Origin of the sequence: Pseudomonas sp. KT_2_4, from assembly GCF_041410225.1 — a bacterium.
GTDB lineage: Bacteria > Pseudomonadota > Gammaproteobacteria > Pseudomonadales > Pseudomonadaceae > Aquipseudomonas > Aquipseudomonas paracarnis.
Genome location: NZ_CP166962.1, coordinates 3,867,781 through 3,890,235, shown reverse-complemented (window position 1 = coordinate 3,890,235; position 22,455 = coordinate 3,867,781). Strand labels below are relative to the sequence as shown.

General features: G+C 60.4%; 20 protein-coding genes and 1 pseudogene. 5 read left to right on the top strand and 16 right to left on the bottom strand.

What is annotated here, in order from left to right; all coding sequences use genetic code 11:
* Positions 1 to 65 precede the first annotated feature (65 nt).
* Positions 66 to 2,207, bottom strand: coding sequence for a catalase HPII (gene katE, locus AB9N64_RS18045; protein WP_371359579.1), 2,142 nt, complete (start codon positions 2,205 to 2,207; stop codon positions 66 to 68).
* 265 nt (positions 2,208 to 2,472) lie between these two features.
* Here katE and AB9N64_RS18040 point away from each other — a divergent pair, with 265 nt between their 5' ends.
* The 3 genes from AB9N64_RS18040 to AB9N64_RS18030 are packed head-to-tail and all read left to right on the top strand — an operon-like array spanning position 2,473 to position 4,976.
* Positions 2,473 to 3,480, top strand: a complete 1,008-nt coding sequence (locus AB9N64_RS18040) for a methionine ABC transporter ATP-binding protein (RefSeq protein ID WP_014716332.1) — start codon at positions 2,473 to 2,475, stop codon at positions 3,478 to 3,480.
* A complete protein-coding gene (locus AB9N64_RS18035; RefSeq protein WP_003187354.1) occupies positions 3,480 to 4,154 on the top strand; it encodes a methionine ABC transporter permease in 675 nt (224 codons plus the stop codon). The genes AB9N64_RS18040 and AB9N64_RS18035 overlap by 1 nt, the downstream gene beginning before the upstream one ends.
* A gap of 51 nt (positions 4,155 to 4,205) precedes the next feature.
* Positions 4,206 to 4,976 carry a MetQ/NlpA family ABC transporter substrate-binding protein gene (locus AB9N64_RS18030; RefSeq protein ID WP_236466126.1) on the top strand — a complete coding sequence of 257 codons (771 nt, stop codon included), beginning with the start codon at positions 4,206 to 4,208 and terminating at the stop codon, positions 4,974 to 4,976.
* A gap of 129 nt (positions 4,977 to 5,105) precedes the next feature.
* On the opposite strand, the gene AB9N64_RS18025 is transcribed toward AB9N64_RS18030, so the two are convergent.
* The 5 genes from AB9N64_RS18025 to AB9N64_RS18005 are packed head-to-tail and all read right to left on the bottom strand — an operon-like array spanning position 5,106 to position 9,029.
* Positions 5,106 to 5,741, bottom strand: a complete 636-nt coding sequence (locus AB9N64_RS18025; protein ID WP_122300900.1) for an SCO family protein — start codon at positions 5,739 to 5,741, stop codon at positions 5,106 to 5,108.
* Positions 5,738 to 6,637 carry a heme o synthase gene (cyoE, locus tag AB9N64_RS18020; RefSeq protein ID WP_168224388.1) on the bottom strand — a complete coding sequence of 300 codons (900 nt, stop codon included), beginning with the start codon at positions 6,635 to 6,637 and terminating at the stop codon, positions 5,738 to 5,740. Before cyoE ends, AB9N64_RS18025 begins: the two co-directional genes overlap by 4 nt.
* Complete coding sequence (locus AB9N64_RS18015; RefSeq protein ID WP_371359578.1) at positions 6,625 to 7,704, bottom strand: heme A synthase; 1,080 nt, start codon at positions 7,702 to 7,704, stop codon at positions 6,625 to 6,627. Before AB9N64_RS18015 ends, cyoE begins: the two co-directional genes overlap by 13 nt.
* A 10-nt stretch (positions 7,705 to 7,714) precedes the next feature.
* A complete protein-coding gene (locus tag AB9N64_RS18010; RefSeq protein ID WP_014716327.1) occupies positions 7,715 to 8,299 on the bottom strand; it encodes a hypothetical protein in 585 nt (194 codons plus the stop codon).
* Positions 8,265 to 9,029 (bottom strand): SURF1 family protein, encoded by a 765-nt coding sequence (locus AB9N64_RS18005; protein WP_014716326.1) that lies wholly within the window; start codon positions 9,027 to 9,029, stop codon positions 8,265 to 8,267. Before AB9N64_RS18005 ends, AB9N64_RS18010 begins: the two co-directional genes overlap by 35 nt.
* Positions 9,030 to 9,060: 31 nt before the next feature.
* Between AB9N64_RS18005 and AB9N64_RS18000 the strand changes: the two genes are divergently transcribed.
* A complete protein-coding gene (locus AB9N64_RS18000) occupies positions 9,061 to 9,264 on the top strand; it encodes a twin transmembrane helix small protein (RefSeq protein WP_003187345.1) in 204 nt (67 codons plus the stop codon).
* Between the two features lie 6 nt (positions 9,265 to 9,270).
* Here the strand turns inward: AB9N64_RS18000 and AB9N64_RS17995 are convergent, their stop codons facing one another.
* The 4 genes and pseudogenes from AB9N64_RS17995 to coxB form a co-directional block, all read right to left on the bottom strand.
* Entirely contained in the window at positions 9,271 to 10,158 is an 888-nt protein-coding gene (locus AB9N64_RS17995) for a cytochrome c oxidase subunit 3 (RefSeq protein WP_014716325.1), read from the bottom strand.
* A 35-nt stretch (positions 10,159 to 10,193) separates the two neighbouring features.
* On the bottom strand, positions 10,194 to 10,745 hold the full coding sequence (locus AB9N64_RS17990) for a cytochrome c oxidase assembly protein (protein ID WP_003187340.1): 552 nt from the start codon (positions 10,743 to 10,745) through the stop codon (positions 10,194 to 10,196).
* Between the two features lie 135 nt (positions 10,746 to 10,880).
* Entirely contained in the window at positions 10,881 to 12,464 is a 1,584-nt protein-coding gene (gene ctaD / locus AB9N64_RS17985; RefSeq protein WP_003187339.1) for a cytochrome c oxidase subunit I, read from the bottom strand.
* A 58-nt stretch (positions 12,465 to 12,522) separates the two neighbouring features.
* Positions 12,523 to 13,651: pseudogene (gene coxB / locus AB9N64_RS17980) on the bottom strand (cytochrome c oxidase subunit II).
* A gap of 369 nt (positions 13,652 to 14,020) precedes the next feature.
* Here coxB and AB9N64_RS17975 point away from each other — a divergent pair.
* A complete protein-coding gene (locus tag AB9N64_RS17975) occupies positions 14,021 to 14,668 on the top strand; it encodes a hypothetical protein (protein ID WP_003187334.1) in 648 nt (215 codons plus the stop codon).
* Positions 14,669 to 14,735: 67 nt separating this feature from the next.
* Here AB9N64_RS17975 and AB9N64_RS17970 read toward each other — a convergent pair whose 3' ends face one another.
* The 6 genes from AB9N64_RS17970 to AB9N64_RS17945 all read right to left on the bottom strand — a co-directional run bounded on the left by AB9N64_RS17970 (position 14,736) and on the right by AB9N64_RS17945 (position 22,314).
* Entirely contained in the window at positions 14,736 to 16,277 is a 1,542-nt protein-coding gene (locus AB9N64_RS17970) for a SulP family inorganic anion transporter (protein WP_014716321.1), read from the bottom strand.
* Between the two features lie 85 nt (positions 16,278 to 16,362).
* Positions 16,363 to 17,094 carry a carbonic anhydrase gene (locus AB9N64_RS17965; RefSeq protein ID WP_003187331.1) on the bottom strand — a complete coding sequence of 244 codons (732 nt, stop codon included), beginning with the start codon at positions 17,092 to 17,094 and terminating at the stop codon, positions 16,363 to 16,365.
* A gap of 228 nt (positions 17,095 to 17,322) precedes the next feature.
* Entirely contained in the window at positions 17,323 to 18,381 is a 1,059-nt protein-coding gene (locus tag AB9N64_RS17960) for a PA0069 family radical SAM protein (RefSeq protein ID WP_371359577.1), read from the bottom strand.
* Between the two features lie 82 nt (positions 18,382 to 18,463).
* On the bottom strand, positions 18,464 to 19,762 hold the full coding sequence (locus AB9N64_RS17955) for a cytochrome c (protein WP_102665865.1): 1,299 nt from the start codon (positions 19,760 to 19,762) through the stop codon (positions 18,464 to 18,466).
* 12 nt (positions 19,763 to 19,774) lie between these two features.
* Positions 19,775 to 21,559 carry a GMC family oxidoreductase gene (locus tag AB9N64_RS17950; RefSeq protein WP_014716318.1) on the bottom strand — a complete coding sequence of 595 codons (1,785 nt, stop codon included), beginning with the start codon at positions 21,557 to 21,559 and terminating at the stop codon, positions 19,775 to 19,777.
* A gap of 2 nt (positions 21,560 to 21,561) precedes the next feature.
* Entirely contained in the window at positions 21,562 to 22,314 is a 753-nt protein-coding gene (locus AB9N64_RS17945; RefSeq protein ID WP_032901553.1) for a gluconate 2-dehydrogenase subunit 3 family protein, read from the bottom strand.
* Positions 22,315 to 22,455: the final 141 nt, after the last annotated feature.

Sequence of the window (22,455 nt, the reverse complement as noted above, 5' to 3'; positions counted from 1 at the left end):
TCCCACATTTGAACAGTGTGGGAGCTGGCTTGCCTGCGATGACGACCTAACAAACAACCGATAAGTTAAGCCGGAATCGCCTTGGATTTCGGCTCACGCTCCCACACCCGATGCTGGGCAATCGCCGCAAAAAACGCTTTGAACGCCTTGGCATCCGCGCCCACGATCAACCCCGCATCCTCCTCCAGTTTCAGCAGGTCCAGCAACGGCTTCACATCGCTGGCTACCGCAATCGCCTTCAGGTGTTTGTAGGCTTCCAGTACGTAATGCAACGCCACGCCATCACCGCTCAGCGCCTTCACGGACTCTTTGCCACCCGGGATAAACACTGCGTCGAAGGCAATGGACGGCATGCCTTCCATGGAGGCGTCGACCGACAGCGTCTTGCCCTGCGCGGTGGTTACCGGCGCCGAAGTAGGCCCCAGCAACTTGGCATGGGCGCCTTCAGCTTCAAGCGCGGCTTTTAACGCGTCAATGGCCGCACCATCAACGCCGTTGGCTGCCAGAATCGCCACTTTGCGCGTTTTGATATCACCCGATAGCAAATTCACCTGGCTCAAGGCTGGCGATTCTTTCAACGACGTTTCACGGGCAGGCACGGTGCCCTTGGTCGGCGCCGGCAAGCCGAGGTTCTGCGCAACGCGCTTGGCCAGCTCCAGGTCGATATTGGCCAGGATCTCGTTGACCTGGCGCGCACGGATGAACTCGCGCTCCACCTTGCCCAGCTCAAAACTGTAGGCCGCGATAATGTGCTCTTTCTCGTGGTGGCTCATGCTGTTGTAGAACAGCGTCGCCTGGGAGAAATGGTCACCGAAGGATTCGCTGCGCTCACGTACTTTGTTGGCATCGACGCGCTCGTAGTAGGACTCAAAGCCACCATCGGTAGGACCAGCAGGGGTTTCTTTCGGCCAACCACCATCAATAGAGTTTGGCTCGTAGGACGCACGACCCTTATCAATCACGGTGCGATGCTGAGCGTCGCGCTGGCCGTTATGGAAAGGCACGACAGGCCGGTTGATTGGAATCTCATGAAAGTTCGGCCCGCCCAGTCGGCTGATCTGGGTATCGGTGTAGGAAAACAGACGGCCCTGCAGCAATGGGTCGTTGGTGAAGTCGATGCCCGGCACGATGTGGCCCGGGCAAAACGCAACCTGCTCGACTTCAGCGAAGAAGTTGTCCGGGTTACGGTTGAGCACCATTTTGCCCAGCGGCGTGATCGGTACCAGTTCTTCTGGAATGATCTTGGTCGGGTCGAGCAAGTCGAAATCAAACTTGTGCTCGTCTTCTTCGGCCACGATCTGTACGCCCAGCTCCCACTCGGGGTAATCGCCGCTTTCAATCGCTTCCCACAGGTCACGACGGTGGTAGTCCGTATCTTTACCGGCCAGCTTTTGCGCCTCATCCCATACCAGCGAGCAGGTGCCGACTTTTGGACGCCAGTGGAACTTCACGAAGCTGGACTTACCTTCGGTATTGATCAAACGGAAGGTGTGTACCCCAAAGCCCTGCATGGCGCGCAGGCTTTTTGGAATGGCGCGGTCGGACATGGCCCAGATCACCATGTGCGCGGATTCCGGTTGCAGCGAAACAAAGTCCCAGAACGTATCGTGGGCCGAACCGCCGGTAGGAATCTCGTTATGAGGCTCGGGTTTCACCGCGTGGACGAAGTCAGGAAATTTGATCGCATCCTGGATGAAGAACACCGGCATGTTGTTGCCCACCAGGTCGAAGTTGCCTTCGTCGGTGAAGAACTTCACGGCAAAACCGCGAACGTCACGCACGGTGTCGCCGGAGCCACGCGGGCCCTGCACCGTGGAAAAACGCGCGAACACCGGGGTTTTATGCTCAGACGTGCGCAGGAAACCTGCCTTGGTCAGCGCCGAATGGTCGCCGTAACTCTGGAAATAGCCATGGGCCCCCGTACCACGGGCATGCACGATGCGCTCAGGGATGCGTTCATGGTCGAAGTGCGTGATCTTTTCACGCATGATGAAGTCTTCCAGCAGCGACGGGCCGCGAGCGCCGACTTTCAGGCTGTTCTGGTTATCGGAAATTTTCACGCCCTGGTTGGTGCGCAGGGCCTGGCCGGTTGCATCGGAACGGAATTCTTCCAACGCCTGCAGCTTGGCGTTGGTGTTGCCACGGTCCAGGGTATCAGTGCCCGCGAGTTCACTCTTCGGCGGGGTGGCTGGCTTCTTGGTACTCATCAGTCAAAACTCCTTATTCAAAGTGGCCAGAGCGGTCCCCGGCTCGTTTGAGCAAAACCCCAGGCACGGCACCTGGGAAATCGAGTTGCTTAAGTAGTGACTGACGCGTTTTTGCACCGTTCCTTTTTTATGACCTTTGATCGCGTTATTGCCAAATGACTGGATGAATACGAAATAAATGCTAAGAAACGCTATACGGACAGGCTAAAATGCGCGCCCGGCTAACCGCTGATCCCTTTTCAATGCGCCCCACAAGGTTCGCTACGTGATCGAGTTTCAAAACGTCCATAAAACCTACCGCGTCGCCGGTAAGGATATCCCCGCCCTGCACCCCACCAGCCTGCGCGTCGCCAACGGCCAGGTGTTCGGCCTGATTGGCCACTCGGGTGCGGGTAAAAGCACACTGCTGCGCCTGATCAACCGCCTGGAAGAACCCAGCGGCGGGCAGATCACGGTCGACGGTGAAGAAGTCACCGCCCTGGATGCCAACGGCCTGCGCCGCTTCCGTCAGCAGGTCGGGATGATCTTCCAGCACTTCAACTTGCTGGCGTCCAAGACCGTGGCCGACAACGTCGCGCTGCCGCTGACGCTCGCCGGTGAACTGTCGCGCAAGGAAATCGACCAACGTGTGGCTGAGCTGCTCGCCCGCGTCGGCTTGTCGGACCACGCCAAGAAGTACCCGGCGCAGTTGTCCGGCGGCCAGAAACAGCGCGTCGGCATCGCCCGAGCCCTGGCGACCAAGCCAAAAATCCTGCTTTGTGACGAAGCCACCAGCGCCCTCGACCCGCAAACCACGGCGTCGGTCCTGCAACTGCTGGCCGAGATCAACCGCGAGTTGAACCTGACCATCGTGTTGATCACCCATGAAATGGACGTGATCCGCCGCGTATGCGACCAGGTCGCCGTCATGGACGCCGGGGTGATCGTCGAGCAAGGCTCGGTGGCCGACGTGTTCCTGCACCCCAAGCACCCGACCACCAAACGCTTCGTACAAGAAGCCGAACAGGTGGACGAAGGCGAGCAGCGCGACGACTTTGCCCATGTGCCAGGCCGTATCGTGCGCCTGACGTTCCAAGGGGACGCGACCTACGCGCCACTGCTGGGTACCGTCGCACGGGAAACCGGTGTGGACTACAGCATTCTTGCCGGTCGTATCGACCGCATCAAAGACATCCCTTACGGGCAACTGACCCTCGCCGTCACCGGCGGTGACATGGAAGCTGCGTTTGCACGCTTCACCGCCGCAGACGTTCACATGGAGGTGCTGCGCTGATGGACGTGTTCCTGAGTTTCTTCGCCAATATCGACTGGTCTGAAATCTGGCTCGCCACCGGCGACACTATGACCATGCTGTTCGGCTCGCTGTTCTTCACCGTGCTGCTGGGCCTGCCTCTGGGCGTGCTGTTGTTCCTGACCAGCCCGCGCCAGCTGTTCGAACAAAAAGGCCTGTACGCGCTGTTGTCGCTGATCGTGAATATCTTGCGCTCGCTGCCGTTCATCATTCTGTTGATCGTGATGATTCCGTTCACGGTACTGATCACCGGCACGTCGCTGGGTGTTGCCGGTGCGATCCCACCGTTGGTCGTCGGCGCTACGCCATTCTTTGCGCGCCTGGTGGAAACCGCACTGCGCGAAGTGGACCGTGGCATCATCGAAGCCACCCAGGCCATGGGCGCCACCACCCGCCAGATCATCACCAATGCCCTATTGCCCGAGGCCCGCCCTGGCATCTTCGCGGCGATTACGGTGACGGCTATTACACTGGTTTCCTACACCGCGATGGCTGGTGTGGTCGGTGCTGGCGGCCTGGGCGACCTGGCAATCCGTTTTGGCTACCAGCGCTTCCAGACCGATGTGATGGTGGTCACTGTGGTGATGCTGTTGATTCTGGTGCAAATTCTGCAAACCGTCGGCGACCGGCTGGTGGTGCACTTTTCTCGTAAATAACGGCCATTGCCGGCACGTAGCCGACAGATGCCCGAACAAGGAGCTTGCTGGATGAAAAAACTACTGGTTGCTTTCGCCGCTGTGGCTGCGTTTTCCGCCCACGCCGAGACCATTACGGTCGCTGCTTCGCCGGTGCCTCACGCCGAAATCCTCGAATTCGTGAAGCCTGCCCTGGCCAAAGAAGGCGTGGACCTGAAGGTCAAAGTCTTCACCGACTACGTGCAGCCGAACGTACAGGTGGCTGAAAAGCGCCTGGATGCCAACTTCTTCCAGCACCAGCCGTACCTGGATGAATTCAACAAAGCCAAAGGCACTCACCTGGTGAGCGTCGGCGCTGTGCACCTGGAACCTCTGGGCGCTTACTCCAGCAAGTACAAAAAACTGGCCGACCTGCCTGACGGCGCCAACGTGGTGATCCCGAACGACGCCACCAACGGCGGCCGTGCGCTGTTGCTGCTGGCCAAGAACGGCCTGATCACCCTGAAGGACCCGACCAACATCCTGTCGACCATCAAGGACATCACCGGCAACGATAAAAACCTGAAATTCCGTGAACTGGAAGCCGCTACCTTGCCGCGCGTGCTGACCCAGGTCGATCTGGCGCTGATCAACACCAACTACGCCCTGGAAGCCAAGCTGGACCCATCCAAGGATGCCCTGGTGATCGAAGGCAACGATTCGCCTTACGTGAACATCCTGGTGACCCGCGAAGACAACAAGGATGCAGACGCGGTGAAGAAGCTGGTTGCAGCCTTGCACACGCCTGAAGTGAAGACATTCATCGAAGAGAAGTACAAAGGCGCGATCAAGCCAGCGTTCTGATCTCTCCTGATCTGATCGTTCCCACGCTCCGCGTGGGAACGCCTCTTGTGACGCTCTGCGTCACGCTTGGGGACGCAGAGCGTCCCTAACTGCATTCCCACGCAGAGCGTTGGAACGATCATCAGGTGCTCACTTGCGCTGTAGCAACCCCGGCAACTGCGCCGCCAGCTTCTGGTTGTTCAATGGCGCACGAATAAACCCACGCTGAGTACCATCCGGGCCGATCAGTGCCAGGTTACCGCTGTGGTCGACGGTGTAGTTCGGCTTGCTGGTATCCGCCGGAATGAAGGGAATGCTCACCGCATTCGAAACCTTCTGTACATCCTCCACATTCGCGCCAGTCAGGCCTTGGAACTGTGGGTCGAAGTAACCCAGGTACTGCTTGAGCTGCGCCGGGGTATCGCGGTTCGGATCGACGCTCACCAGGATCACCTGCAACTTATCCACAGCCTCTTTGGGCAGTTCGCTCTTGATCTGGCGAAGCTGGGCGAGGGTGGTCGGGCAGATATCCGGGCAGAAGGTGTAACCGAAAAACAGCAGGCTCCACTTGCCCTTCAACTCATTGACCACCACCGGCTGACCTTCCTGGTCAGTCATGGTCACCGCTGGCAACTGGCGGCTTTGCGGCAGCAGAATGATGCCGGCGTCGATCAGCGCAGTGGGGTCGCCCTGGCCTTTGCCCGACAGCACTTTGTTGACGGTCAGGCCCATGATCAACGCCACCAGGGCCACGAGGATGAAGACGGTTTTTTGAGTTCGAGTCATAGGTTCAACAATAAGTAGTGGTCTACGAGCAGGGCGATAAACAGCAGCAGCAAGTACCAGATAGAGTACTTGAACGTGTTGATCGCCGCGTGCGGCTGGCTGCCACGGTACAACACCCAGGCCCATTGCAGAAAGCGCGCCCCCAATACCAGCGCAAAGCCCAAGTAGAGCAGCCCGCTCATGTGGATAACGTAGGGCATCAGGCTCACCGCCAGCAGGGCGAAGGTGTACAGCAGGATATGCACCTTGGTGTAGTGCTCGCCATGGGTGACCGGCAGCATCGGGATGTCGGCCTTGGCGTATTCCTCTTTGCGGTGAATAGCCAGGGCCCAGAAGTGTGGCGGAGTCCAGGCGAAGATGATCAGCACCAGCAGCAAGGGTTCGGCACTCACATGCCCAGTGACAGCCACCCAACCCAGCAGCGGCGGCGCCGCACCGGCCAGACCGCCGATGACAATATTCTGCGGCGTCGCTCGCTTGAGAAAGCCGGTGTAGATCACCGCATAACCCAGCAGCGAAGCCAAGGTCAGCCAGGCCGCCAGCGGGTTGGTGAACACCAGCAGCAGGGCCAATCCTGCAATAGCCAGGAACAACGCAAACGCTAACGCCGCCATCGGCGAGACACGCCCCTCAGCCATCGGCCGCTTGTGAGTGCGCGCCATCACGGCATCAATCCGTCGATCCACTACATGATTGACCGCCGCCGCGCCGCCGGCACACAGGGCAATGCCGAGGTTGCCGAACACCAGCACTGTCCAGGGCACACCGGCGCGGGTGGCAAGGAACATGCCCACCAGCGAAGTGATCAGCATCAGCACCACCACTTTGGGCTTGGTCAGCTCCAAATAGTCACGCCAGATCGCCCGGTCGCGACGTGCGCCGATCACGGTCGCCATGGCAGTTCTCCTTTAAGGGTGATCAGACCTGACACCTGCTTGCGCGGGATAAAACGCCAGCCAAACAGGCGCGGGTGTCGCACCCGAACCAGGCTGGTGCGCGCGTGATAATTGACCAGCACCAGCGTCATCAACAACGTTGCCCCGCCAGCGTTGTGCGCGACCGCCATCGGCAGCGGCAGGCCGAACGCCACATTGCTCACCCCCAGGCAGATCTGCGCGGCCAGGGCGATCAACAACAAGCCGGCCAGGCGCGTCATCCCCACTGCCCGCAGTTGCCAGGCCAAACCGAGCAGCACCAGCGTGACCAGCACGGCGCCGATGCGATGCGTCAGGTGGATGGCGGTGCGCGCTTCGCTGTCGAGCTGGCCCCCCAGGTAATTGGGGCCGATGTGCTGGGTCAGGTGAAAACCATTGGCGAAGTCCGCTGCCGGCCACCATTGGCCGTGGCAGGTGGGCAAATCGACACAGGCCACCGCGGCGTAGTTGGAACTGACCCAGCCGCCCAGGGCGATCTGCCCGATCACCAGCACCAGGCCCGCCGTCGCCCAATATTGTAGGCGCTTGGGCACGACCAGCGCCGGTAGTACGCCGGACAGCCGCAGGGTCAGCAGAAACAGCAGGCTCAAGGTCGCAAAGCCGCCCAAAAGATGCCCTGTGACCACTTGCGGCCAGAGCTTCAAGGTCACGGTCCACATGCCAAACGCCGCTTGGGCGAACACCACCGTCAGCAGGAACAGCGGCAGCTTCACCGGCTGGCCCGGATCGCGTCGATGACGCCACGAACGCGCCGCCAGCAGCGCGATCAACAGGCCCAGGCTGCCCGCGAAGTAGCGATGGGTCATCTCGGCCCAGCCTTTGTCGGCCTCCACCGGCGTGTCGGGAAAGTGCAACTCGGCATGAGCCAGTTGGGCTTCGCTTTGCGGCACGCTGATAAAGCCATAGCAGCCGGGCCAGTCCGGGCAGCCGAGACCGGCGTGAGTCAGGCGGGTATAGGCGCCGAGCAGCACGACAAACAACGCCAGAAGCGTGGCAAACAGCGCGAGGCGAAATCCAGGCTTGGCCATGAGGGTGCCCTTATCCGATGTTCGACAGTTTCAGCAGCAAGCGCAGATCGTTGAGCAAGTCCTTGCCCTTGACCTTGGCGTCGTAGCGCAGCACCAGATTGCCGTGGGGGTCGACGATCCACAATTGCGCATCGCCAGGCGCGGCAGCGTTCCTGGTAAAGGTCGACACATCCAGCGGGTAGCGCTGCAGCTGTGGATATTCGGCTTTGAGCTTGGCCTCGTATTCGCCGCTCAACGGTTGCGCACCCGCCAGGGCATGGCTGGCACGGGATGCATCACGGCCAAGGCTGATCTGCAGCTGGCGCGCCAGGTAGACCAGTTGCTGGCAATTGGCAGCACAGGCGGTGGGGGCGGTGACCAGCAGTTGCCAGCGCTGTTCATCGGCCTGCACGCCGATGTCGGCGCGGGTCTGGCCGTTGCCAATCAGTTCGCCGTGATAGCTGCGGCTGTCCGGCACCCAGAACTGCAATTTGTACATGAAGGTGGCCAGCACCATCGGGCCGATCACCATCATCAGGATCAAAATCAGCTGCCAGCGCCCCTTGCGCCGATCAGGCGTGTCAGACGTGCTGGGTGGATTCATGACCGCTCCCATGGGGCTTCTCCTTTTTGTTATGCCATCCGAGGTAGAGGTAAAGCGCCAGCAACGCCATGGCCATGGCGAACCATTGCACAGCGTAGGCCAGGTGTTTTTCCGGGCCCATGGCGACCACAGGCCAGCTGGTTTCGTAGGTACCGGGGCCCGCTTCGGCACGCAGCTCATAGGCAAAGCCACTGCGCCCCAGTTCGCCCCACAGGGCGGCAGGGTGCAGCGCGGTCAGCAGGCGCGGCCATTGCGTGCTGGCCGGGTCGGCATGCAGTTGGAAGGTCTCGCCGGGGGCGACGTACACCCAGGCGTCGAGGTTCAGCGTCTGTTCAGGGGTTGTAAAGGCGGGCGCGATACGCCGGTCCGGCCAGGGCAGCCAGCCGCGATTGAGCAACAGCCACAGGCCGCTGGCCTGGTCATGAAAGGGTTGCAGCAACTCGACACCGGCCTTGCCGTCACGCATGCGGTTATCCAGCAATACGCTGTGTGCACCATCCAGTTGCCCGCGAAGGTGAACGCGACGGAAGGCTGGATCAGCCATGTCATTGAGCTGAGCACTGCTGACCGGCTCGGCGGCGCGGCGCTCGGCATAACGGTCTACCAACAGTTGCTTTTCGTGCCCGCGGGACAATTGCCAAAACCCCAGGCCCACCATCAACGGCAGCAACACCAGTACCACCAGCGTCGGCGCGATGCCCGGGCGAAAGCGTTGCATGGCACTGGCTATACTCGATCTCATCGCCCCTCCCCAATTAGCCCGGAGCCAGACCATGCTCAAAGCCGCCATTGCCCTGATGCTGATCGCGACCGTCGTGAGCCTGTTCAGTGGCTTGTTCTTCCTGGTCAAGGACGAGGGCAACTCCAACCGCCTCGTCACTGCCTTGACCGTGCGTGTCACGCTGGCCGTGATCACCGTGGGCTTGATCGCCTGGGGCTTTTTCAGCGGCCAATTGGTCTCTCATGCGCCGTGGTAAGCGGCGTCACAGCACATAGACAAAGAAAAACAGCCCGATCCACACCACGTCCACAAAATGCCAATACCAACTGGCCGCCTCGAAACCGAACTGGTGCTCGGCATTGAAATGCCCGCGCAGGATGCGCATCAGCATCACAAACAGAATGATGGTGCCGATGGTCACGTGGGCGCCGTGAAAGCCCGTGAGCATGAAGAACGTCGCGCCGTACACGCCTGAACCCAGGGTGAGGCCCAACTCTTTGTAGGCGTGGATGTATTCCTCGGCCTGGAACCCGAGAAACGCCAAGCCCAGCAGCACGGTGATCGCCAGCCAGACTTTCAGCGCACCACGATGGCCTTTGCGCAGGGCATGGTGGGCAATGGTGATGGTCACGCTGGAACTCACCAGCAAGATGGTGTTCACCAATGGCAGGCCCCAGGGGCTGATGGTGCCTTTGGGCGCAGGGTAGAGCTTAGGGTCGGGGTTGTTCAGCAGGGGCCAGGCAAACTCAAAGTTCGGCCACAGCATGTGGGCAATGCCCTTGGGCCCCTCGCCCGCCAACCAAGGCCCAGCCCAGACGCGCACGTAGAACAGCGCACCAAAAAAGGCAATGAAGAACATCACCTCCGAAAAGATGAACCAGGTCATGCCCCAGCGGAACGAGCGGTCCATCTGCGCGCTGTACAGCCCGGCGCGACTTTCCTTGATCACCGCGCCAAACCAGCCAAACAGCATATAGGCCAGCAACAAACCGCCGACGAAAAAGATCCACGGCCCGTGGGATTCGGGCCGCGCGGCCTTCAAGTCGTTGAACCACACGGCCAGGCCATACACGGTGACCAGCAGGCCAATCGTGGCAATTATTGGCCATTTGCTTTGCGCTGGTACGTAGTACGTATCATGAGTCGACATGTATTCGCTCTCCTGATTGAGGGGGCAAACAGTAGCTAGCCCCCGGTCCTGACGGCCACGGGCGGCTGGCGCGCAGTGATATCGAACAGCGTGTACGCCAGGGTCAGATGCTTCACATCCTTGGGCATCGCGCGGTCGACGATGAAACGTACGGGCATCTCAATGCGCTCACCGGGCTGCAACACTTGCTGGGTGAAGCAGAAGCATTCGGTCTTGTGGAAGTACATCGCCGCTTCGGCCGGGGAAATGCTGGGTATCGCCTGGGCTGTCATCGGCTTATCGGTGGGGTTGTAGGCCACGAACAGCATCTCGTTGACTGCACCGGGGTTGACCACAATCTCATCGGCCTTGGAGTGGAATTCCCAGACCATGTCGATGGCGTTGGTGGACAGAAACTGCACCCGCACCTGGCGCGAGGGGTCAACCATTTGCTCACCCTCGTACTGCCCGGCGGTCTTGCCGTTGATGCCGAACGCCTTGCACATCACGTCGTAGATCGGCACCAGGGCGAAGCCAAAGGCGAACATCGCCAGCACCAGGATCAGCAGGCGGGTGACCAGGCGCTTGAGCGGGACGGAGTCAGCCATGGCGCCCACCTGGCTTTGGACTTTCTGTGGGAGCTGGCTTGCCTGCGATGAAGGCCTGAGGGCTGGTAGATTCAGCGCCTGACCTACCGCCATCGCGGGCAAGCCCGCTCCCACAGGGGGAGTATAGGGAGGGCTTCATTTGACCTCCGGCGGCGTGGTGAAGGTGTGATACGGCGCGGGTGAGGGCACGCTCCATTCCAGGCCCTCGGCGCCATCCCACGGCTTGGCCGGCGCAGGCGGGCCGCCACGGATGCACTTGATGACAATGAACAGGAAGAAGATCTGCGTGGCGCCGAACATGAAGGCACCAATGGACGAGACCATATTGAAGTCAGCGAACTGCAGGTTGTAGTCCGGCACTCGGCGCGGCATACCGGCCAGCCCCACAAAGTGCATGGGGAAGAACGCCATGTTCATGCCCACGAAAGACAACCAGAAGTGCAGCTTGCCCAAGGTTTCGTCGTACATATGGCCGGTCCATTTCGGCAGCCAGTAGTAGGCAGAAGCGAAGATCCCGAAGATCGCGCCGGGCACCAGTACGTAATGGAAATGCGCCACCACAAAGTAGGTGTCGTGGTACTGGAAGTCCGCCGGGGCAATCGCCAGCATCAGCCCGGAGAAGCCGCCGATGGTGAACAGGATCACAAAGGCCACCGCAAACAACATCGGCGTCTCGAACGTCAGTGAGCCTTGCCACATGGTGCTGACCCAGTTGAACACCTTCACGCCCGTGGGCACGGCAATCAGCAGGGTGGCGTACATGAAGAACAGCTCACCCACCAGCGGAATGCCCACCACGAACATGTGGTGCGCCCACACGATGAACGACAGGAACGCGATGCTCGCGGTGGCGTAGACCATCGAGGTGTAACCGAACAGCGGCTTGCGCGAGAAGGTAGGGATGATCGAGCTGACGGCGCCAAAGGCCGGCAGGATCATGATGTACACCTCGGGATGCCCGAAGAACCAGAACACGTGCTGGAACAGCACCGGATCACCACCACCGGCCGCACTGAAGAAGCTGGTGCCAAAGTGAATGTCCATCAGCATCATGGTCACGCAGCCCGCCAGTACCGGCATCACCGCGATCAGCAGGAATGCGGTGATCAGCCAGGTCCACACGAACAGCGGCATTTTCATCAGGGTCATGCCCGGCGCACGCAGGTTGAGGATGGTGGCGACCACGTTGATCGCGCCCATGATCGAACTGATGCCCATCAGGTGGATGGCAAAGATAAAGAACGTCACGCTTTCCGGCGCATAGGTGGTGGAGAGCGGGGCGTAGAACGTCCAGCCGAAATTCGGCCCGCCGCCGGGCGTGAACAAGGTGGACACCAGCAACAGGAACGCCGCCGGCAACAGCCAGAAGCTGAAATTGTTCATGCGCGGCAGGGCCATGTCCGGCGCGCCGATCATCAACGGGATCATCCAGTTGGCCAGGCCGACAAACGCCGGCATCACCGCGCCGAATACCATGATCAACCCGTGCATGGTGGTCATCTGGTTGAAGAACGCCGGCTGCACGATCTGCAGGCCCGGCTGGAACAACTCGGCGCGGATCACCATGGCGAACGAGCCGCCGAGCAGGAACATGGTGAAGGCGAACCACAGGTACATCGTGCCGATGTCTTTGTGGTTGGTGGTCAGCACCCAGCGCATCAGGCCTTTGGCGGGGCCGTGGGCGTGGTCGGCATGACCGTGGTCGATCACAGTGCTCATGGCCGTTCTCCTGCAAGCGAGTGAGCGGGGCGATTCAGGGCATTGGCAATGAAAGTCGTCATTTGCTTTGGGCCTGTTTCAGAGCCAGCACGTCTTTGGGCGTGACCATGTCGCCTTTGTTATTGCCCCAGGCGTTACGCTCATAGGTCACCACAGCGGCGATATCCACTTCAGAGAGCTGCTTGCCGAAGGCTGCCATCGCGGTGCCGGGCTTGCCGTGATACACGATGCTCAGATGGTCTTTGGCCGGCCCGGTGGCGATTTTCGAGCCCTTGAGCGCTGGGAACATCGGTGGCAAGCCTTGGCCCTCGGCCTGGTGACAGGCCACGCAAGTGGTGTGATAGACCTTGTCGCCACGTGCCACCAGTTCGTCCAGTGTCCATTCTTTGGAGGTCAACTCCTTGAGCTTGGCGGCCTCCTCCTTGCGCTCCCCCAGCCAGGTGTCGTAGTCGGCCTTGGACTTGACCTCCACCACGATGGGCATGAAGCCATGGTCCTTGCCACACAGTTCGGCGCACTGGCCACGGTAGATGCCGGGCTTCTCGACGCGGGTCCAGGCCTCGTTGACGAAGCCGGGGATGGCGTCGCGCTTGACCGCAAAGGCCGGCACCCACCAGGAATGGATCACATCGGCAGCGGTCACCAGAAAGCGCACCTTGGCGCCGACCGGCAATACCAGCGGCTGGTCGACTTCCAACAGGTAGTGCTCACCCTTGGTGGCCTGGTTATGGATCTGCTCGGCGGGGGGTGGCCAGGTTGCTGAAGAACTCCACATCCTGACCCAGGTATTTGTAGTGCCACTTCCACTGATAGCCGGTGACCTGGATATCGATATCCGACTCACTGCTGTCGTAGATGTTGATCAGGGTCTTGGTGGCCGGAATAGCCATGGCCACCAGGATCAGCAAGGGCACCACGGTCCAGAGGATTTCCACGGTGGTGCTTTCGTGAAACTTGGCCGCTACCTGGCCCGTGGACCGACGGTGCAGGATCATCGACCAGAACATCGCGCCAAACACGACGATGCCGATCACCACACAGATCCAGAAAATGGTCATGTGCAGGTCAAACACAGCGTGGCTGACTTCAGTAGCCCCTGGCGCCATATTCGTAGTCCAGGCGGCGTGCGCCTGGCCGAATACCGACCACAACAGGAGGCCCATCCAAACGTGTGGATGTCGCGTCATTGCGGGTTCCCCTTTATGTTTCTTGTTATCCCGCCGGTTTGCACCTGCGGCGAAGGGAGCGGCTTCCATACTGCTTACAACCGCCAAGCCTTGCCTGCGTCATGCAGTTGGGCGTCATCAGCTAATTGCGTACAAAATCGAGTATAGACAGCCGTAGCAACCCCGCAATGTGTGGGGGCAAATGAATAGAAACAGACAGACGGAGCCCGTAAAATAGGCAGCGGAATCGTTTATCCGACGAACGATGGCATTTCGATATAACCCCTGCCTATAACCATGAAATAATTATGACAAATGCGTCTTAGGCGCTCGTATAAACGAACTACCTTATCTTCTCCCTTTTCCTACGCCTGCTTCACTGGAGCCCTCATGAACACCGCCGCATTGCGCGAGCAGATTTCCCGTGCCCATCAACACGAAGCCAGCACCGGCCAGCTCGTCAGCCAGCTGAAAAAACAAGTGCCGCACCTGCATTCGTCCATCGCCCTGGCTGACGGTGATCGCAACATGGTCATGACCCGTTTTGTGACCGCTTACATCGACCTGGTTCCTGATTTGCTCGACGCCGCCAATGACGTGGCCCGTGAGGCCGGGATTGAAAGCCAGATCAAACCGGTACTGAAAATCGCTGAACATTTCTTCCTGCAGCCGCCAGCGATTCTGGCCGGCCACGACGGCCTTGATGGCCTGCTGGATGAGGCCTACCTGGCGCATCGCCTGGTCGAAGAAGTAAACGATCTGTATATCAAGCATTTTGGCCAGCCGTTGATTCCAGCGGATACCACCGTGGCCAACGTGATCGCCCATCAACTGATCGGTGAAGACTTCGCCAATCAATTGGATGAAGCCGTGCACCTGGCGGTGGATGAGATGCTTAACGAGGAAAGCTTTGCGCTGGAGTCGGTCGAGGCCTATCGCGAACAGCTCAAGAGCCCGCAGACCGAAGCGTCCTGGAAGCGCTGGCCATGCCTGTCGCGCCAGCTTGGGGTTGAGCTGTCGCTGGATCAGCCTGCGTAGACTTCAGATCCGATAGGGATCCAATGTGGGAGCCGGGCAAGCCCGGCTCCCACAGTTTTTTGAGGGGTCAGGCAGGCGCTGAGCCGATCCCCACTGTCGTTCGCACCCGACCTTCCAGCCGACGCTTCAACCCACGCGCCTCGATCACCAACGTCGAGCCCTTGGCCGCATTGGCCCGGCCCCATTCTTCCAGCAACTCCAGGCAAGAGTGGTCGATGTAACTCAAGTTGCTCAACGGCACATGCAGGGTGGTCCCCGCAGGCACCGCCGACAACACCTGAGTCAACGCCGGCACCTTCAGAAAGGTCGCCGCCCCCGTCAAACGCAGCTCCATCTCACCTTCCTGGGGCAGGTCGATCAGGCTGACTTTCAGGCGCGAGGCCTTGAAGGCCAACTTGAGCAATGTGAGCCCGAAACCCACCAGCACGCCGGTCAGCAAATCGGTAAAGATGATTGCCAGGGCGGTGGCCGCATAGGTGAACATCGGCATCCGCCCATAGCGCCCCAGCGCCTTGAACGCCTTGACGTCTACCAGCTTGATCCCGGTGTATACCAGCACACCCGCCAGGCTCGCGACCGGAATGCTCTGCAGCACGCTCGACAGCAAAAGCACGAAACCCAGCAACCACAGGCCATGGAACATCGCCGACAGACGCGTGGTAGCACCAGCCTGGACGTTAGCCGAGCTGCGTACGATCACACCGGTCATTGGCAATGCACCCACCAGGCCGCAGAGCATGTTGCCCACGCCTTGGGCCGACAATTCCTTGTCGAAATCGGAACGTTGACCACTGTGCATACGGTCCACCGCTGCGGCAGACAGCAGGGTTTCGGCACTGGCAATAAACGCCACGGCGAATGCCGCGATCAAAAGCTGTGGATCTGCCAGGTTCAGCAGGTCGCTGGGGCGCAGCCAGTCGATAGCGTCCGCCAGGTTTTCCGGGACTTCCACGCGCTTGACCTGCAACGCCAGCACCAGGCTGGCGACGGTCGCCAGGCCCACGCCAAGCAACGCGCCAGGCACAAACCGCAGTTGTTGCGGGCGGAATTTGTCCCACAGGTACATCACCAACATCGTCGACAGGCCGAGTACGCCAGCCTGCCAGCCGAGACCGCCGCCGAAGGTAGGAATCGCTTCAGCCAGCGCTGCCGGGAAGCCAGCCAGGTTATCCAGCCCTGACGGCTTGGGCGCGCCGTCGAGCATCACATGGATCTGCGACAGCACGATCAACACGCCAATGCCGGCCAACATGCCGTAGACCACCGCCGGCGCGGTGACGCGAAACCAGCAGCCCAGGCGCAAACGCCCGGCCACCAATTGCAGGAAGCCGGCCAGCAACAGGATCGGCCCCAGCATCAGCATGCCGTGCTGGCGCACCAGTTCGAACACCAGTACCGCCAGACCCGCCGCCGGGCCGCTGACTTGCAGCGGCGAGCCGGCCAACCAGCCCACCACCAAGCCGCCGATGATGCCAGTGATCAGGCCTTTGGCCGGCGGCATGCCGGACGCAATCGCGATGCCCATGCACAGTGGCAAGGCGACCAGAAAAACAACCACCGAGGCGAGCAGCTCCCGTGGCAATACAGCTTTCAATTGAGCAGCACGCATGATGACTCTCCCGAGGCATTCGCCGGGCGCGGTAAAGCCTGGCTGCATCCATGGCAGCCACCGCATTACCCGGCAGGGAAGTGTTTTAGAAGCGCGCTTTAGGCGTCGCTGAAGGGATCGGCTCGGTGCCGTTCAGCGGTCGGAACGCCGCTTTGTCCGCATCGTAGGCCCGGATTTCGCTGGTCTCGATGTTGTAGATCCAACCATGGATAAACAAATGACCATTGGCCATGCGCGAAGCCACGGAAGGGTGGGTGCGCAAATGTTGCAGTTGGGCGATAACGTTTTCTTCGGTCAGCACCGCCATGCTCTCGCCTTCGTTGGCGCAGTCGCAGTTGTCATGGACCATTGTCTTGGCGACCTCGGCGTGACGCAACCAGGCCTTGACCGTTGGCATCTTCTCCAGGCTGTCGGGGTTGAGCACCGCACGCATGGCGCCGCAGTCCGAATGCCCGCACACGATGATGTGCTGTACGCCAAGGGCGAGCACCGCGTACTCGATGGCCGTGGAAACACCACCGTTCATCTGGCCGTAAGGCGGCACCACGTTACCGACGTTACGGGTCACGAACAGGTCGCCTGGGGAGCTTTGGGTGATCAGCTCGGGCACGATGCGCGAGTCGGCGCAGGTGATGAACATCGCCCGTGGGCTCTGGGCGGTGGCGAGTTTCTTGAAGAGTTCTTCCTGCTGGGGGAAGACGTCGTGATGGAAATGCAAAAAGCCGTCAACGATATGCTGCAGCGCTGCATCGGCGGATTCCGCCACCTGAGGGGCTGAAGCCGACGCAGCCAACGGCTGTTTATCCTTGTCACTCATGATTCATCCTCTTGATCAATGCAGGGGAGGGTTCAGGTCAGTTCGACGCCATGGCGGTGAAATAGTTGTAAAACAAGCACCGGCTAGGCCGCCGACTCATCAGTCACTCGCTGAACAAGGTAACCGTCGAAACTTAACTCAAACTGAATGAACCGCTCTAGAACGCGGGTTTCAGTGATGTCAAAACGCGACTATTCTTACAGCAAAGGTGCACGTCTCTCCATCAGTCTACAACAAAGCCATCTGCCTGCCCGGTGGGCAAAACACCGTGCAATCGAGGTTGAACCCTTCCCGCCGATTCAGCCCCAGGCGCTTGATCGCCTTGCTGAAACGCTGCGCCAGCAAATCGGCAAACGGCCCCTCACCACGCATGCGCGCGCCAAACCGGCTGTCATACACCTCACCCCCGCGCACCTGGCGCACCAGGCTCATCACATGGGCCGCACGCTGGGGGTAATGGGCCGCCAACCACTCCTCGAATAACGGCGCCACCTCCAACGGCAGGCGCAGCATCATATACGCCGCGCTTTGTGCGCCGGCCGCGTGAGCTTCGGTAAGCAGGCTCTCCAGCTCGCTGTCGTTGATCATCGGGATCATTGGCGAGCACAGCACGCCCACCGGGATACCCGCGTCGCGCATTACCCGAATCGCCCGCAGCCGTGCCTTGGGCGCTGCGGTGCGCGGTTCCAGGATGCGCTTGAGCTCATCGTCCAGGCTGGTGAGGCTGATCATCACCGCCACCAGGCGCTGGCGGGCCAACTCGGTCAGCAGGTCGAGGTCGCGCAGGATCAGCGAGCCCTTGGTGATGATCGTCACTGGGTGGCGGTAGCGCAGCAGGACTTGAAGGGTTTGCCGGGTGATCCGGTATTCGCGCTCAATTGGCTGGTACGGATCGGTATTGGAGCCCAGGTTGATCGGCGCACACACGTAGCCCGGCTTCGACAACTGCTGTTCCAGCACATCGGCCGCGTTGCTCTTGGCAATCAATCTGGTTTCAAAGTCCAGCCCGGGCGACATGTCCCAATAGGCATGGCTGGGCCGTGCATAGCAGTAGATGCAACCATGTTCACAACCGCGATACGGATTGATGGACCGATCAAACGGCAAGTCCGGGGAGGTGTTGCGGGTGATGATGGTCTTGGCCGTTTCGATACGCACTTCGGTGCCTTGGGTCGGCGGCACTTCCTGGTACCAACCGTCGTCCTCGGCCACGCTGACGGTGGGTGCAAAGCGATTGTGCAGGTTGGTGGCCGTACCCCGGCCACGGGGCGGCAGCGCAGTAGACATGAAAACGCCTCGATACTGTTTTTATATACAGTATCGAGGCGCGAAGCTTCTGACCAGTGCCGTTGGGCGGCCAGCGAACTTATCAGTGCTTTTGCGTCACCTGCCCCAGGTCATCGCCCGAGGTGGTGTGCAGATCGTTTTTGCGCAGATCCGCCACATCGCTCGCCTTGACCGGTGCGCCCTGGTTGCCCCAACTGCCACGGATAAAACTGACCACATCCGCCACTTCCTGGTCCGACAGACGCCAGGCAAACGCCGGCATGGTGAAGGTTGACGGCGCCGCATGGGTGGCCGGCAAGGTGCCGCCGTTCAACACAATGTTGATCAACGACGTGGCATCTGCCGTCTGCAACACCGGGTTGCCCGCCAGCGCCGGGAATACCCGCGTATAGCCATGGCCGTCGGTACGGTGGCAGGCCGCGCAGTTGTCGATGTACACCGACGCACCCGGTTTGCTGTCATCCCCCTTCCACAGCGCTTGCGCTACCTGCTTGTCGTACTGGTGCGGCTGATCCTTGGGATCGACAGCCGGCAGGCTCTTGAGGTAACGGGCGATAGCGGTCAGGTCCTCTTGGGACATGTACTGCATGCTGTGCACGACCACATCACTCATGCCGCCGAACACCGCACTGCGGTCGCTGCGACCGGTCTTGAGGAACTGCACCAACTGCTCCTCGCTCCAGCTGCCGAGACCGTCCTTGTGGTCGCCGCGCAGGCTTTTGGCAATCCAGCCTTCCAACGGCGCACTACCAGACAGGAAGGCGCTGCCGTCCGTGGCACTCAGGGCTTTTTCCTGCATGGTCAGGGCACGCGGCGTATGGCAGGCGCCGCAATGTCCGAGACCTTCCACCAGGTAGGCACCGCGATCGATCACCGGGTCGGCAGCGGCTTGCGGCTGATGCGCCTCGACCGCCGGGGCAAACATCCAGCGCCAGGCCGCCAACGGCCAACGCATGCTCAGGGGCCAGGGGATATCGCTGTCCTTGTTTTCCTGGGCGACCGGTTCGACCCCCTTCATGAAGTACGCATACAACGCTTGCATATCGCTGTCGCTGACGCGCGCGTAAGACGGGTAGGGCATCGCCGGGTAAAGCGTACTACCGTTCTTGGCGACGCCATGGCGCACGGCCTTGTCGAAATCCTCGAAGCTGTAGTCGCCCAGGCCGGTCTTGTCCGGGGTAATGTTGGTGGAATAGATCACGCCAATCGGTGTTTCCATCGGCAGGCCGCCAGCGAAGGGCTTGCCACCCTTGGCGGTATGGCAGGCAACACAGTCGCCGGCCCGCGCCAGGTATTCACCCTGTTTGATCAGATCGGTTTCGGCAGCGCTGATCGAGCAGCTGCTGAACAGCGCCAGGGAGGCAATAACGAATGCTTTCATGGTCATCGCTCCTTATGCCTGAACCAGTGGGCCGGGGTTTTTGAGGTACTGCTCGCGAATCGCGCGAGCCGACCAATAGGTCAACGCTGCCACCAGGCCGGTAGGGTTGTAGCCCAAGCCTTGTGGGAAAGCGGAAGCACCAGGGACGAAGACGTTGTGCACATCCCAGCTCTGCAAGTAGCGGTTCAACGCACTGGTTTTCGGGTCGGTACCCATGATCGCGCCACCGTTGAGGTGGGTGGTCTGGTAGGAGGCGGTATTGAAATGCTCACCGACCTTTTTACCCAGCACGGCGATGGCCTTGGGGTTCATGGCCTGGGCCACTTTGCCCATTTTTTCCATCATGAAGCGGTTCATCTTGATGTCGTTTTCTTGCCAGTCGAAGGTCATGCGCAGCAGCGGCAGGCCGTAGGCATCGCGGTAAACCGGGTCCAGATCCAGGTAGTTGCTGCGGTAGGACTGATGGGCACCGTGGGAATCCATTGAGACTTGATGGGTGTAGTAATCGGCGGTGGCGCGCTTCCAGGCACTGCCCCACGCCGGGGTGCCCGGCGGGTTGGACGTACCGGCAATCGGCCGGCTGCCCGCCTGGTTGACCCACATCGGCGACCCCCCCACAAAGCCATGGGGGCCATGGTCAAAGTTGTCGGCGTTGAAGTCGTCGATGGCCACGCCATTGCCGCCCGCGCCGATAAAGTTGTTGGTGTGGGTGTCCTTGTCGAAGAACGCCTTGATGGTGCCCATGTTCTGGTAGGCGAAGTTGCGGCCTACCACACCCTCGTTGGTAATCGGGTCGTAGGGCTTGCCGATGCCCGACAGCAGCATCAGGCGCACGTTATGGAACTGGAATGCGCCAAGAATCACCAGGTCGGCCGGTTGTTCACATTCGCGGCCCTGGGCGTCGATGTAGGTCACGCCGGTGGCTTTCTTCTTGGTGCTGTCGAGGTTGACCTTGAGCACGTGGGAATTGGGCCGCAGCTCGAAGTTGGGCACCTGGCGCAAGGCCGGCAGGATGTTCACGTTCGGCGAGGCTTTGGAATACATGTAGCACACGTAGCCACTGCAAAAACCGCAGAAGTTGCACGGGCCCATCTGCGCACCGTAGGGGTTGGTGTACGGCCCCGACGTGTTGGCCGAAGGCAGGTTGTAAGGTTTGTAACCTACGTCGGTCGCCGCTTTCTGAAACAGCTGGGCGGAGACGGTATTTTTCTGCGCCGCAAGCGGGAACGGGTTGGAGCGATCCGGCGCGTAGGGGTTGCCGCCACGGCCCTCGCCGACCAGTTGGCCCTTGACCGTCCAGGCTTGCCCGGAGGTGCCAAAGACTTTTTCCGCATAATCGAAAAACGGCTCCAGCTCTTCATAGCTGACGCCGAAGTCCTGGATGGTCATGTCCTTGGGAATGAAGTTCTTCCCGTAGCGCTCTTCGTAATGGCTGCGCATGCGCAGCTCAATCGGGTCGACGCGAAAATGCACGCCCGACCAGTGCAGCCCCGCACCACCAACACCGTTACCCGGCAGGAATGCGCCCAACTGGCGATTGGGCAGGGCAACGTCATTCACGCTGTGGCGAATGGTCACCGTTTCTTTGGAGATGTCCTGGAACAGCTTCTTACGCACGCTGTAGGTCAGTTCGTCGATGACCTGGGGATAGTTGCCGTCTGGGTAAGTGTCCTGCATCGGGCCGCGCTCCAGCGCTACCACGTTGAGGCCCGCTTCCGTCAGCTCCTTGGCCATGATCGCGCCCGTCCAGCCGAAGCCCACAATCACTGCATCCACTTTCTTCATGATGGTCGCCACGTTTATGCCCTCTCACCGCGAATGGAAACAGCCGGGAAGGGGTATTGCTCGTTGCGTTCCACCCAGTCCATGAAGTCGGCGCGGGCGCCGGGGAAGCCGATCATGGTCCAGCCGACCATGCCTTTATTACCGCCGTGGATAGGGTCGCAGAAGAAGCCTTCCTTGGTGTTTTGCAGCAAAAGGTTGAAGAACATCTTGGGCGGCACCGCGTCGAAGTGCGCCGCCACTTCGCTACCGCCAGCCTCCAGACGCCTGAGCATATCGTCTCGGGTAGCGCTGTCTTGCGCAGCAAAAGCTTTACCGTTGAACGCTTTCGACCAGGCATCCGTCGCAGCAATACCCAGGCGATAGATCTCCTTGGGCACCAATTTGCTCTGCCAGCCCATCTCCGGCGCCGCATCGGCGTTGAACGGGCCTTGCATGAACCACAGGGCGCCACTGGCGTAAGGGGTGTTCATCTGGCGGTCGATGTATTCCGGCGCGCCAGCCTCCAAGGCACCGGGTCCCTGGGCGTCAGCGGGAATCAAGCGCTCGACGGCGGCGTTGATAAACGCCCATTCCTCGGCCGTGAAATAGCTCGGCTCATAGGCTTTATCGCTCGCCGCAGGTTTGGCCGGCTCGGCCTGGGCCGGTTCCGCAGTGGCCATCAACATCGAACCGCCAAGGCCAGTGCTGGCAACCGTGACCACCGGGATCAAGGTCAAGGATTTGCGTAAAAAGTCACGCCGGGGGTTGTCTTGATCTTGATCAGACATAGGTACACCTCATCATGTGGTCACGGGTTTATCCGCCGCTTCTGGGAGCAGCGTGAAGGCTTTGCGGCTAATTGGATCCAAGCAGATACAGCACAATGGCAAACATTAGTTACAAATGATAGCAGGCTAAGAATTCAGAGG